Here is a 13,299-nt window from a genome sequence, read left to right as displayed (position 1 = left end):
TGGATTGGAACGAACAGGGAGCGGTACAGATGAGCTGATCCCCTAAGCGCGGCTACTCGGACCACGAGCGCCTTGTTAGGGGATTTTTTTAGTGACATTTCAGATTATTTTCGAGGGAGGTCGAGAATGGTATGACGACTTCAAGACATTTATTCACGTCGGAGTCCGTGACGGAAGGACATCCGGACAAAATATGTGACCAAATATCCGATTCGGTGCTTGATGCTTTTTTGGCGGCTGATCCCAATGCCCGTGTAGCCTGCGAGGTTTCGGTCGCTACCGGACTTGTTCTGATTATCGGGGAAATTTCCAGCCGCGCGGATTACGTGGACATTTCCGCCATTGCCCGCAACACGATTAAGGAAATCGGCTATACCCGGGCCAAGTTTGGTTTTGACTATCAAACCTGTGCGGTACTGACTTCGCTGAACGAACAATCCGCAGACATAGCCATGGGCGTCAACAAAGCGCTGGAAGCCCGAGAAGGCACTATGACCGACGAGGAAATTGAAGCATTGGGCGCAGGAGACCAGGGTCTGATGTTTGGCTTTGCCGTCAATGAAACACCGGAGCTGATGCCCCTTCCCATTTCCCTGGCGCATCAACTGGCCAGACGGTTGTCCGAAGTGCGGAAGAATGGCACATTGCCCTATCTTCGCCCTGACGGCAAGACGCAAGTAACGGTTGAATATGAAAATGACAAGCCAGTCCGGGTTGACGCCATTGTGGTTTCCACCCAGCATGCCGAGGATATTACCCTGGAACAGATTCAGCGGGATATTAAGGAGCATGTGATTAAGCCTATTGTGCCTGAGCATTTTTTGGACGAGGGTACCAAGTTCTTTATTAACCCTACCGGCCGTTTTGTCATCGGTGGCCCTCAAGGCGATGCCGGGTTGACCGGCCGCAAGATCATTGTGGATACATATGGCGGATATGCCCGTCACGGCGGCGGTGCTTTCTCCGGCAAGGACCCGACCAAGGTAGACCGTTCGGCAGCTTATGCAGCCCGTTACGTGGCTAAGAATATTGTCGCAGCCGGTTTGGCCGATAAGGTGGAAATTCAACTGGCCTACGCCATCGGTGTAGCCCGCCCTGTTTCCGTCAGCGTGGATACCTATGGAACAGGCAAGGTCACGAACGAGAAGCTGGTTGAGCTGATTTATAAGAATTTTGATTTGCGTCCGGCTGGTATTATTAAGGAACTGGGCCTCCGTCAGCCCATCTACCGCCAGACAGCCGCATACGGCCATTTTGGCCGTACGGATGTGGATTTGCCTTGGGAACGTACAGACAAGGCAGAGCTGCTTCGCAGGGAAGCTTTGGGCCAATAAGCGACATTTAAGCAATCCGTGAAAGCCGTGGCGCATCCGCCGCGGCTTTTCTTTGTTCAAAAGCGTAACTTTTTGCTGGGTCAAGCGGTCTATAGGTATAGAAAACAATAAAAAGCTACAAAACGGAGAGGAGTATTTCCACGTGCAATACGATCACAACAAGACCAGCATGGCCCGAGTGCGCAATTGGGGTGTAATCCTTCAACAAAAAGCCGCTCAAACAGGCGCATTTATCCGCAGCCGTATTTCCCGGTACAGCAAACTTTCGTTGGCGCTGGCGGTGGCCCTTCCCGTCGTCTCTTATACCCAATCCCTTCCGGCTTATGCCGAATCCAAGCTGCAATTGCAAAGCGAGGACATCCTCACTTCCGGCGCGATTCTCAAAAATTATATGTGGAACACAGAGCGAAGCGGTAAATCGGTATCCGTTCAGGCCAAGGTCATTCAGGTGGATCTGCAGAACCCGTATGTCAAGCTTGACGTAATGACAGGCACCGGCGGTCAATTTACGAAGAAACAAACCGTTCTGGGCATGGCATCGGAAACGGGAGCTGTAGGCGGAGTTAACGGAGACTACTATAATACCCAGTATGAAGGGGTTCCTGTGGGGCCTCAGGTAGCCAACGGCCAGCTTATGGCGACACCGCCCTATCTGCCGGGGTTCTATACCTTCGGCATTACCCAGGATCGCAAGCCCATGGTGGAGCTGTTCACCCTGGATACGGAATCAAAGATTATCGCCAAGGACGGGGCATCCTACACCTTGGGCGGCATCAATAAAACGGCATATTGGTACGAGCCCAGCGGTGTCCACAGCATGATTGACGGGCTGTACATGTATACCAGCGCCTGGGCGCAGATCAGCCGGGCCAATGACGGCGTGACCGGACCTCTGGAAGTATTGGTCGTCAATAATGTGGTCAAAGAAATCGCCACAAGTGCAACAAATGGGGTCATCCAGCAAATTGCCCCTGCAGACGGCTACATTCTGCGTTCCTCCGGCAAGGCGGCGGATTTCATCCGTGAGCATGTGAAGGTGGGCGATCCCATCCGCGCCGAATACAATGTGTATCCGGCAGACCGCAGCATCCAGGTGGATTATAAGCAATTCCAGATGATGATTGGCGGGCATACCATCCTGGTGGATGAAGGCAAACCCTCCTCCTTTTCTCGGAGCATCAACGATGTAAGCGGCTATGCGGCAAGATCCCGCACGGCAGTGGGGTATTCCCAGGATCAGCGGTATGTGTATCTGGTTACAGCAGATTTGAGCGGGGAGAGTAAAGGAGTCACCATCCCTGAGCTGCAGCAGCTGCTGATTCAAATAGGGATGTGGAAAGGCATGAATCTGGATGGGGGAGGCTCCACTCAGATGGTGGCCCGCCCACTGGGGGAAACCGGGCTTCAGGTGGTGAACAGCCTGGAGACGGGCTCTCAGCGCAAGGTTGTCAATGGACTGGGCGTGTACTCTTTGGCCCCCAAGGGTCAGGTGAAGGGCTTGAAGGTGGAGGGGCCTGAAGTGCTGTTTGTAGGGGAAAAGGCTGCTTACAGTGTGAAAGGCTATGACGAGTTTTACAACCCGGTAGCCTCCGGCGACATGAAGCCCCAATGGAGTGTAACCCCGGAGCTCACGCAGACCGCGGAAAATACCTTCATGGCCGCCAAGAAGGGAACGGCGACATTGACGGTACAGGCGGATCAAGCCAAGGAAAGCCGCCAGATTCAGGTGGTGGGCAGCGAGGAGCTGGCCAGCCTGAAGGCAACGGCCAATCCGCCAGTGCTGCGTCCGGGTGAGACAGTCGCCCTGAAGATTACAGCCACCACCAAATCCGGGGCTACCCGCACACTTTCTCCTTCCTTGCTCACATGGGAGCTGAGAGGCTTTCAGGGAACGGTAACGGATGAAGGACTGAAGGTACAGCAAATTCAAGATCCCCAAGGCTGTCTTTTGATTGGCACCTATGACGGCTACAAAACCATGACGGCACTTTCCGTGGGGGAAACCAAGATTTTTGCCGATTTTGAAAAGCTGACCTACCCAATTTCCTTTGAATCTACCGACGGAGTGACCGGCATTGCCAAGCTGTCCGCCAAGCAAACGTATCAGAACGGATATTTCGGCCATCTGGAATATGACTTTACCAATGGCAGCGGAACAAAAGCGGCATACGCCGTGTTGGCCAACAAGACGGCAGCTGTGCCGGGAGAGCCTCAAGCCATCCAACTGGAGGTAAGTGGAGACGAAAGCCTCAATTGGCTTCGCGCGGAGTTCATTGACGGCGATGGAGACATTAACCGGGTGGATTTGGCCAAGAATATTAACTGGAAGGGTTGGAAAACCATCACGGCCGATTTGACCAGCCATCACATGACCTATCCCGTTACGTTGACCCGGATCTATGTGGCCAGCGTGGAGGAAGGCCAGGATGAGCGGAATCTGACCGGAGTTATTGATTTTGACACCATCCGCTTCCAGTACAAGAATGAAACTGCGCCGCTTCCGCGCAACCAGGTTGCGCTGACCATCGACAAGCGCAATGTTCAGGTGAACGGAAAGAACCAAACCATTGATCAGGAGCCGTACATTGTGGACGGCAATACGCTGGTGCCCTTGCGGTTTGTAACCGAGGCACTGGGAGGGTTGGTGGAATGGGACGCGGCGCAAAATAAAGCTACCATCATCCGCGGGCAGAATATGATGGTGTTCCAACTGGGACAGAAGGATTATCTGGCGGATGGGGTGCGAAAAACGGCGGAAGTTGCTGCAGAGTTGAAGAATGAGCGGACTATGGTCCCGCTCCGTGTGCTTACTGAGTACCTGGGATGGAAGGTTACTTGGGATCAAAATACCCGTACAGTCGTACTGGAGTAATGAAAATAGTTCTTCAATATCACTAAAAAAGTGGCGAATTATGATACTATAAAGAAATAGATGCAACTTTATTCGCTTACGAAGAAGGAGTACGGTCCGCTTGCAGCAGGTAGATGCCATTGATCGCGTTATAAAAAATGCCATAACCGTCATGGAAGACAGCAAATATCAAATCTATGAGATTTGTGAGAGTGCCCGGGCTGAACGAGAGTCACTCAATAAAGAGCTTCAGTCCGTATTGGCGGATGTATCCGGCACGATTGATCAAGTGGACAAGCTGGAGCTGTCTTATAAACGTGCGAGACTCCGGCTTACGGAAGTAAGCCGGGACTTTCAGAAATTTACGGAGAATGACATCCGGATTTCGTACGAAGCGGCTACCAGCATGCAGCTTCAGCTGACCCTGGCCAGGGAAAAAGAAAATTATCTGAAGCAAAAGCGGGATGAGCTGCAAAAACGGATCAAAAATGTCGACAAGCAGGTGGAACGGGCGGAGACCCTGGTCTCCCAAATGAATGTGGTGCTGGAATACCTGACCGGGGATCTGAATCAGGTGACCCGCATTCTGGAATCCGCCAAGAACCGCCAGCTCCTGGGGCTGAAAATTATTCTTGCCCAGGAGGATGAACGCAAGCGTATTGCCCGGGAAATCCATGACGGCCTGGCCCAAACCATGGCTAATGTAGTGCTGCGGACGGAGATCACCGAACGTATGCTGAACCGTCAGGAAATTGACTCCGTTAAGGAGGAGCTCCGGGACCTGAAGGGCCAGCTGCGAAGCGGCCTGGAGGAGGTCCGCAAAATTATTTTCAACCTGCGGCCTATGGCGCTGGATGATCTGGGACTGGTTCCTACCTTGCGGAAGTTCATTCAGGATTATGAGGACAAAACTAAAATCCGCACCAAGTTTGAGCTGTATGGCCGGGAATGCCGGCTGCCGTCAGGGATGGAAGTGGCAATCTACCGGTTGGTTCAAGAGGCGTTTTCCAATGTGTACAAACATGCCAATGCTTCTTATGTGACCCTGGATGTGACCTTTCAGGCCAAGATGGTCAAAATCACTGTGCAGGATAACGGCACCGGCTTTGACGTTGGCATTGTGGAGGCTAAGCTGGGCAAGGGTATCAACTTCGGCATGATTGGCATGCAGGAACGGGTGGAGCTTTTGGAGGGGCGGATGGATATTGATTCCCAGCTGGGAGCAGGGACGAAAATTTCCATGCTCATCCCTATCGGCTCTCCGGAGGACGGGAGATTGGAATAGGCCCTTCACCGGGCCGTTTCATACATAATATGGGGATGATGATGTCGGTGGCCTGTCTGATGCTCCATATAACCAGATTTGATGAAATTCAATAAGGAGGCACATGCATGGACAAGGTAACCACTTCTAACCGCAAAATCAAACTTATCCTGGCAGATGATCATCAGTTGTTTCGGGAGGGAGTGAAGCGCATCATCAATATGGAAAATGATCTTGAGGTGATCGGCGAATGCGGCGACGGCATTCAGGTGCTGGAGCTGTGCAACGTGCTGCGTCCGGATATCGTATTGATGGACATCAATATGCCGGTGGAAAACGGCGTTGCGGCAACCGAGAAGCTGCGGGAATTTTTCCCGGAGATCAAAGTTATTATTCTGTCCATTCACGATGATGAAAGCTATGTGTTCGAAACGCTGCGCAAAGGAGCTACAGGGTATCTTCTGAAGGACATGGAGGCGGAGGCGCTGCTCAATGCCATTCGTTCCGTAGTGGCCGGGCATTCCTATATCCATCCCAAGGTAACAGGCAAGCTGATCAACCAGCTCCGCAGAATGACCTATCTGAATGATGCCGGAGTGGCCGCGGCGGATGTAGGCGTAAAGGAAGCAGGCGTCAAGTATATACATACCCCCAACAGCCCGTTGACCCGCCGGGAAGCGGAAGTGCTCAGGCTGATGGCGGAAGGAAAGAGCAACAAGGCAATCGGGGAAATTCTTTATATAAGCGAAAAGACAGTGAAAAATCATGTAAGCAGTATCCTGCAAAAAATGGAAGTAGATGATAGGACACAGGCCGTTATTGTAGCTATTAAGAATGGATGGGTCACGTTGTAGGAACTCTGGGCGCCGCACGAGCATATACTGTTCCTAAACAGGAATATGGGTTGGCTTGTGCTTGGGACGCCGGCTTTTCTTCATGAAAAGCCTTAAGGAGGGACTGCCTGTGATCTGGGGATTAATCGTGATTATCGGAGCCTACGGTTTGGCTGCGGCCATTCTTCACGCGGCATATGCGGTAAAGCGCCGCCGGCGCGGCGGATTGGCTTGCACGACATTTGTGCTGATTACGCGCAATAACGAACTCCAGGTGGAATGGTATTTGCGTTCACTATTGTTTGTCTCCAGATTAAGGGGCAGGAAAATTGAAATTGCAGTCTCCGATGAGGACTCCGAGGATGAAACTCTGGCCATCGTGCGGAGGCTGGCAGCCGGCAAGGAAGAAGGTGTGATCCGGGTCCTGGATTCCAGTGTGGAATCATATCTGGCCGATCATCCCAATGACCCGATTGTGATTCACCGGATTTCCCAAGGGGGAAACGGTGAAGGGTTGGCTGTTCTGTGGGGGTAACCGCTTACAGGGCAGACTGGTTTCTGTATACTTTAGCACCAGCATAGGTTGAAATGTCGGAGAAGCACTCCTCCATTTGAATGTGGCTTCACTGTCCGGTCTGGGCAGGGGCTCCAATTTTGAGGGGAGGCACGATTCCGCAATGAAAGCAGAATTGTATGGGCTTCGCAATAACCACGGGTTATGGCAATGGAGAATTACCTTGGATTATGAAACCGACGCGGCTCTGTTGCACGCATCGCTGAGTGCCTGTACGGCTCTTGTCCGGTTCAGGCCGGAGGTTTCGCTGGGACAAGCGTCTTACCTGGCAGCCAGGCTGCAGCGGAATTGCCGCAGGAATACAAATCCGACGGATGTTTGGAGGGAATTTGTGATCGGCTGCCGGGAGGCAGGAATGAGCCGGGAAAACTTGGCCCGGATCAAAATGGAACCATTGCTTTTTCATACACAAGCATCGACAAGCAGTCGCGCTCCGCTCAATTTTAGGGTGCTGGATCAATTGATCCGCATTCTGGCGGGGCGTTCTTTATTGCCGGAGGAGCTTGCGGGATTGATGGAGAGTGCCTGTTTAGGCGAATGGCAGTCCGATTGGAAACGGTATGTCCAGGCCGGAGTTTGCTTGGGTGCTCTGCAGGTGGAGCCGGGAATGGAGTGGGTCAGCCGAAAAAGCTGGACAGGCAGTATCCGCCATACGGTAAAATGCCGGAGATGCGGTACGGAGAGCAGCCGTGAGATGGGGCGGGAGTTTCACTTTCTCCGGAAAATTGGGCGGCAAGTGCTGCGTTTCTTCGCCATTGGGGAGGCTTCATCCCGAAGAGCGACTATCCCTTCTATGCAGGATAATTCCGGACATCAGAGGGCGGTCAACTGGTCAATGTGCAAGGAATGCGGAGGGCTCTGTGCATATTGTGAGGAGTGCCTGACTATGGGGCGGATCAGGCAATGCAGTGTGCTGATCAGAGGTGATCCGGCTTGGCTGGAGCGCGCTAACCAACATGGAGCGGGGGAACTCTGCAAGGAACCGGATTGGGGACATTGGGGGCTAAGTCCCGCCCAGAAGGATGCCGCTTTTGCAGGTGTTGGATTTCTGAAGGCCACAGCGGCCAGATCGGCGGTGGTGCCTGCAGATAAGTTAAGGGCCCAGCCGGCAGGCTTGCCCCGTTTTCTGATTTGGGCAGTAACGGGGGCAGGGAAAACGGAAATGATTTTCCCCTTGATTGAGTATGAGCTGGCGCATAACCGTCAGGTGCTGATCGCCACTCCCCGCAAGGATGTGGTGCTGGAGCTGGCTCCCCGGCTGATCAAGGCGTTTCCCGAGTGCTCAGTGGTGTCGTTGTACGGCGGCAGCGAGGAGCGCTGGAGCAGAGGGCAGGTAACACTGGCCACGACTCATCAGCTGATGCGGTTTTATCAGGCTTTTGATTTGGTGGTTATCGATGAGCTGGACGCGTATCCATACCATAATAATCCTATGCTTATCCACGCGGCGGAGGGGGCCTGCAAGCGGTCGGGAAGGTATGTTCTGCTGTCGGCAACGCCGCCTGCAGCACTTGCGAAAGAGGCAGCCCGGGGAGCCCTTGCTTGTGTCCGGGTTCCCGTCCGGTATCACCGGCATCCATTGCCTGTGCCCAAACGCCTGGTTTTGCCCCGGGTGGAGCAGATGCTCAAGCAGGGACGTATTCCAGGGAAGCTGCGGAGCGTATTGGCCGATTCCCTCCGGCGAGGGGCGCAGGTCTTTGTATTTGTTCCCCGTATCGCATGGGTGGAGCCGCTGGTCCGGCTGTTGGGAAAGACCTTTCCCGAGTTTGCGGTAAAAGGCACCTCCTCCAAGGACGAGAATCGGCGGGATACAGTTCAGGGGTTCCGCGACCGGACATTTGCGCTGCTGGTGACCACCACCATCCTGGAGCGGGGAGTAACGGTGCCCAAATCCGATGTATTTATTTTGGGTGCGGACGCTGCCTTGTTTGACGAGGCTTCTCTGGTTCAAATGGCGGGAAGGGCGGGGCGCAGCAAGGATGATCCGGCAGGCAGAGTATTCTTCGGGTCCAGGGAATGGACAGCCTCCCAATTGCGGGCCATTGGGCAAATCCGGGAGATGAACAGGCTTGCCGGCAAGAAGGGATATTTGCTGGAATCGGACCAGCCGGACCGCCGGCGGGAATAATCCATACCGGTTGCCAGTTGCGCTGCAAGACTATTGGCAAGATCCGCGTGGAAAAAATCGTGGGCACTATTGAAAATCGAGGTGACGGTATGCATATAACAGGTGAAAATCGTATGAAATCCATACGCCAATGGCTTCTCCATAGCATGGCCCATCTGATTGCCCCGCCTGCCCGTTTATGCAGCTTATGTGGGCAAGCCAGGCAGTATGCGGGCTGGAATCCGCTCCGGGTATGTGATGCTTGCTTTCAGTCCATGCCGTGGATTCGGGAGGTAGAATGCCCTGTATGCGGCCGTGCGGAGCATTGTCCGGATTGCCTGCGGCTGGGGCCGCGGGCTCTTGTCATGAATCGCAGCGCCGTGAGCTATGATGACGATATGCGCCAGCTTTTGGCCATGTACAAGTACCGGGGCAACGAGCGGCTGCAGGTGCTGCTGGGGCGTATGCTGGTTCATGCCTACGGGCTATACATGCTTGATCCAGCTATGAAGAAACGCGGCTTCGATTGCATTACCTTCGTGCCGGTTAGTCCGGAGCGGGCCGCGGAAAGGGGCTTTAATCAAGCGGAGCAAATGGCGGTTATTCTCGGCGAGCAAGTCGGCCTGCCTGTCGTCTCTCTTTTGTCGCGGCAGCGGCATACGGGCAAACAAAGCAAGATGTCCCGTCACGAGCGGATGGAGAACATGCGGGGAGCCTTCGCTGTCATTCCCGGCCGGGCCGCCAAGCTCCAAAGGGCGCTCAAACGGCAAAAGCTCCGCATCCTCATTGTGGATGATGTTTACACCACAGGCAGCACCTTGACCCAATGTGCGGAAGCCATCTGCGGGAGCTTGCCTCAGGCCCGGATATATGGCTTGTGCTGGGCGAGATGATATTTTCCACTATTGTCGGGGTGCCTAAAATATCGTATGCTAGATGGACAGGGAGGGAGCGGAATGGACGACACGAAGGAGCTGTTGCTGGCGTTGCTGAAGAATGTGGAAATTATCAATGCCAAGGTAACAGGCGGGCTGGACCGGGTGGAGACAGACTTGCGGAGCCTCCGGCAGGAGCTTGGCGAATTCAAAAGTGAAATGCATGAATTCAAAAGCGAGATGTACGAATTCAAGAACGAAATGCATCAATTCAAGGATGAAATGTACGCCTTCCGGGATGAGACCAGCCGCAACTTCAAGGAACTCCGCGATGATCTGGGTGAGTTCAAGACCGAAACCAAAACTGAGCTGCGCCGTCTCCGCCGGGGACAGATTGCGCTGGAGCATGATCTGGATCAGACCATGGCAGATGTAGAGCAGCTAAAGGAACAGATGAACCTGCAGAAGCAATAAACGAAGTTTTTGCCGGGGGAGAGGTGTTTTTCAATGGGGTTGAATGTAGATAATTGCAGCCGCTGCGGCCGGCTTTATGCCAAGAATAATATCCATGATGTCTGCCCTGCGTGCGTAAAAGAAATCGACAAGATGTATGAGGTTGCCGCTAAATATTTAAGGGAAAACCGGGGCTGCACCATCCAGCAGTTAAGTGATGAAACCGAAATCCCGTTCCGTCAAATTGTGAAGTTTATCCGCGAGGGACGAATTTCCATTTTAAATATGCCAAATATGTTCTATCCATGCGAATCCTGCGGTGCGCCGATCAAGGAAGGGCATATCTGTCCGGATTGCCGGAAGAAGATCACCCGGGACATGCAGCATGCCAAGGAAGACGAACAGCGCCGGGAGTCCTTGAAGCAGAAACAACCGGAGGGTACCAGCTATAACATTAAGGAACGACTGCAGAAGGACCGCTTCTTATAAATGAACTTGATCTAAACAATCCTATGTGCAATGCCGATAATAGGGATATACTATTATCGGTTTTTTATTTGTCGGACCCAAAGAGGTGACTCGTTATGAAGATCAATGAACCATCCCGCATCGGGAATGTCAATCCGTATAGGAAGAATATGAGCGTTGCGCCGACATCCTCGGATGTGAAGAAGCGAACGGATGAAGTGCAGATTTCCTCAGAAGCCAAGGAATTGCTGAACGTGCAGAACTCGAAGAAGCTGGAAGAACTGAAGCAGGCTGTTTCCACGGGGACCTATCATGTGGAAGCAGGGAAAATTGCCGAAAAGCTGTGGCCCTTTTTGAAATAGACCCGAATAACTCAGGCGCTAGAAATCTTAGTTCGGAAGGCAGGTTCACATCATGTCCATCAACGATGTCATTCAATGCCTGGAGGAAATGAATCTGCTCTACGCAGCGATGCTTGATCTGGCTTGTCGCAAGAAAGAGGTCCTGATCGCCAACCGGGTGGAGGACCTGAACCAGATTGTGCACAAGGAGAATCTTCTGGTACGCCAGCTAAATGAGCTGGAGGGTAAACGGACGGAAGCGGTAAATGCGTTTCTGGTCCAGAAATGCTACCGCCCTAACCCAAAGATTTCCGTGAGCGATTTGATCGTGCTTCTATTCAAGGCAGAGGACAAGGCCCGTCTGCAGCAGGCGCAGCAGACATTGAGCCACACTCTATCCCGGTTGAAGGAAGCAAATGAGCTCAACCAGCAATTGATCAGGCAGTCGCTGGCCTTTATTGAGTATTCCATGGATCTGGTGCTGGGCCCTCCCGAGGATGATGTGGTGTACCATAATCCCTCTGCCGCGCAGCAGGGCTATAAACGAACTGGTATGTTCGACTCAAGAGCATAAGAAAGGAGGAGCATGAATGGGATCTACATTCGGTGGAATCGAAATATCCAAAAGAAGCTTGTTTGCCCATCAGACGGCATTATCCACAACAGGCCATAACATCGCCAATGCGGATACCAAGGGCTATTCCCGGCAGGTGGTCAATTTGGTGGCCTCCCGTCCCATCGAAGCTCCGGGCCTGATGCGGTCCAATGCTCCCGGCCAATTGGGCCAAGGCGTGGAATTCGATTATATCAAGCGGGTGCGGGAGAAGTTTCTCGACAGCCAATATTATAACGAAAATAAGAGTCTTGGAGAATGGTCGACAAGAGCGGATACCCTGGAGAAGCTGGAGGCCATTATTAACGAACCCTCCGATACGGGAATCCGTCAAGTTGTTCAGAATTTCTGGAATGCCTGGCAGGAACTGAGCAAGGCGCCGGATAATCTGACGGCCCGGGCAGTTGTCAAGGAGAATGCACTCGCACTGACGGATGCCTTCAACAATACCTCCCAGAAGCTGAAGGATCTCTCCGCAGACTTAACCAGCGGCATAGATGTCCAGGTTGCGCAGATCAATTCCATTACGCAGCAGGTGGCAGCGCTGAATCAGGAAATTTACCGGATTGAAGGGCTGGGCAATGACGCCAATGATTTGCGGGATCAGCGTGATTTGCTGGTGGACGAATTGTCGGGGATTGCCAATGTTAGCGTTACCGAATCAGCCAGCGGGTATGCGATTCGGGTTGGCGGAATTGAACTGGTTAACGGCAGGACCGTTAGTACAACGGTTACCTCACAAACCTTGCAAGATGCTTACGCCTCCGGAGATTTGAGCAGCGGCGAAGCCTATGGCCTGATCGTGTCCCGAGACAGTTATGTTGCCAATTATCAGAAGCAGCTGGATACCATGGTGAAATCCTTCGTTGAAGGGGAAACAACGGTTACGATTCCCAAAGGCAGCGTATTGCCGGAGGGGACGGTGCTGAACGGAGTGACTTATACAGGCGCCTCCAGAACATTGACAGCTGATTTGACGGTAAAGGTGAACGGCATCAACCAGCTGCATCAGCTGGGATATACCGGGGAAGCCACATTGACGAAAGGGGAACCCTTCTTTACCTTAAAGGCGGGCGCTACGGAATTTAATGCCGAGAGTGTTACAGTAAACCCCAATATCGTGAATAATGTAGCCAAAATTGCCGCTTCCATGGGCACTTATCAGGATACAGCGACTGGCACTGAGAAGCTGTTGGTGGGTAATAACAACTTGTCGCTCGTAATCGCCGGACTGAAAAATTCCCAATTTAATTTTGATCCAACCAGTAGTGGAGGGGTAGCACTGGCCTCAGGTACGCTGGACAACTTTTTTCAGGCTTTTGTGGGCCAGTTGGGCATCCAGTCTCAAGAAGCCAGTCGGCAATCCACCAATCAACAGGTGCTGGTGGATCAGGTGGACTCCCGCCGCCAGTCTGTAAGCGGAGTGTCCCTGGATGAGGAAATGGCCAATATGATCAAGTATCAGCATTCTTATAATGCCGCGGCAAGAGTTCTGACTACCTTTGACGAGATGCTGGACAAGGTAATCAACAGTATGGGCGTTGTCGGCAGATAATAATAGCACCGCGTAAGGGATTGGAGATGGA

12 protein-coding genes are annotated in these 13,299 nt (G+C 52.9%); all 12 read left to right on the top strand.

The window, feature by feature from the left end; genetic code table 11:
• Nucleotides 1-131 precede the first annotated feature (131 nt).
• Nucleotides 132-1,334, top strand: a complete 1,203-nt coding sequence (metK, locus tag DQG13_RS08705) for a methionine adenosyltransferase (RefSeq protein WP_113019354.1) — start codon at nt 132-134, stop codon at nt 1,332-1,334.
• Between the two features lie 142 nt (nt 1,335-1,476).
• Nucleotides 1,477-4,206 (top strand): stalk domain-containing protein, encoded by a 2,730-nt coding sequence (locus DQG13_RS08700; protein ID WP_258525552.1) that lies wholly within the window; start codon nt 1,477-1,479, stop codon nt 4,204-4,206.
• A gap of 100 nt (nt 4,207-4,306) precedes the next feature.
• Nucleotides 4,307-5,470: a sensor histidine kinase gene (locus DQG13_RS08695; RefSeq protein WP_113019353.1), complete on the top strand. Its 1,164-nt coding sequence runs from the start codon at nt 4,307-4,309 to the stop codon at nt 5,468-5,470.
• A gap of 107 nt (nt 5,471-5,577) precedes the next feature.
• Complete coding sequence (locus DQG13_RS08690; RefSeq protein WP_113019352.1) at nt 5,578-6,303, top strand: response regulator; 726 nt, start codon at nt 5,578-5,580, stop codon at nt 6,301-6,303.
• A 109-nt stretch (nt 6,304-6,412) separates the two neighbouring features.
• Entirely contained in the window at nt 6,413-6,817 is a 405-nt protein-coding gene (locus DQG13_RS08685) for a glycosyltransferase family 2 protein (protein ID WP_113019351.1), read from the top strand.
• A 142-nt stretch (nt 6,818-6,959) separates the two neighbouring features.
• Nucleotides 6,960-8,984, top strand: coding sequence for an ATP-dependent helicase ComFA (locus tag DQG13_RS08680; RefSeq protein WP_258525550.1), 2,025 nt, complete (start codon nt 6,960-6,962; stop codon nt 8,982-8,984).
• 113 nt (nt 8,985-9,097) lie between these two features.
• Nucleotides 9,098-9,856 carry a ComFC family protein gene (locus DQG13_RS08675; RefSeq protein ID WP_113019350.1) on the top strand — a complete coding sequence of 253 codons (759 nt, stop codon included), beginning with the start codon at nt 9,098-9,100 and terminating at the stop codon, nt 9,854-9,856.
• A 63-nt stretch (nt 9,857-9,919) separates the two neighbouring features.
• Complete coding sequence (locus DQG13_RS08670; protein WP_113019349.1) at nt 9,920-10,312, top strand: hypothetical protein; 393 nt, start codon at nt 9,920-9,922, stop codon at nt 10,310-10,312.
• A gap of 33 nt (nt 10,313-10,345) precedes the next feature.
• Nucleotides 10,346-10,780, top strand: a complete 435-nt coding sequence (locus DQG13_RS08665) for a TIGR03826 family flagellar region protein (protein ID WP_113019348.1) — start codon at nt 10,346-10,348, stop codon at nt 10,778-10,780.
• A gap of 95 nt (nt 10,781-10,875) precedes the next feature.
• Nucleotides 10,876-11,121, top strand: a complete 246-nt coding sequence (gene flgM / locus DQG13_RS08660) for a flagellar biosynthesis anti-sigma factor FlgM (protein ID WP_113019347.1) — start codon at nt 10,876-10,878, stop codon at nt 11,119-11,121.
• A 52-nt stretch (nt 11,122-11,173) separates the two neighbouring features.
• Nucleotides 11,174-11,674, top strand: coding sequence for a flagellar protein FlgN (locus DQG13_RS08655; RefSeq protein ID WP_113019346.1), 501 nt, complete (start codon nt 11,174-11,176; stop codon nt 11,672-11,674).
• Between the two features lie 16 nt (nt 11,675-11,690).
• Nucleotides 11,691-13,268, top strand: a complete 1,578-nt coding sequence (gene flgK / locus DQG13_RS08650; RefSeq protein ID WP_113019345.1) for a flagellar hook-associated protein FlgK — start codon at nt 11,691-11,693, stop codon at nt 13,266-13,268.
• Nucleotides 13,269-13,299 lie beyond the last annotated feature (31 nt).

This window comes from Paenibacillus sp. YN15 (assembly GCF_003285005.1).
GTDB lineage: Bacteria > Bacillota > Bacilli > Paenibacillales > NBRC-103111 > Paenibacillus_AR.
The sequence above is the reverse complement of the archived record's forward strand: the minus strand, read 5'-3'. Positions and strand labels throughout refer to the sequence as shown.

Coding starts and splice junctions, on each gene's coding strand:
- DQG13_RS08680 (WP_258525550.1), top strand. CDS start 6,960: ATGAAAGCAGAATTGTATGGGCTTCGCAATAACCACGGGTTATGGCAA.
- DQG13_RS08690 (WP_113019352.1), top strand. CDS start 5,578: ATGGACAAGGTAACCACTTCTAACCGCAAAATCAAACTTATCCTGGCA.
- DQG13_RS08665 (WP_113019348.1), top strand. CDS start 10,346: ATGGGGTTGAATGTAGATAATTGCAGCCGCTGCGGCCGGCTTTATGCC.
- DQG13_RS08675 (WP_113019350.1), top strand. CDS start 9,098: ATGAAATCCATACGCCAATGGCTTCTCCATAGCATGGCCCATCTGATT.
- metK (WP_113019354.1), top strand. CDS start 132: ATGACGACTTCAAGACATTTATTCACGTCGGAGTCCGTGACGGAAGGA.
- flgK (WP_113019345.1), top strand. CDS start 11,691: ATGGGATCTACATTCGGTGGAATCGAAATATCCAAAAGAAGCTTGTTT.
- DQG13_RS08655 (WP_113019346.1), top strand. CDS start 11,174: ATGTCCATCAACGATGTCATTCAATGCCTGGAGGAAATGAATCTGCTC.
- flgM (WP_113019347.1), top strand. CDS start 10,876: ATGAAGATCAATGAACCATCCCGCATCGGGAATGTCAATCCGTATAGG.
- DQG13_RS08670 (WP_113019349.1), top strand. CDS start 9,920: ATGGACGACACGAAGGAGCTGTTGCTGGCGTTGCTGAAGAATGTGGAA.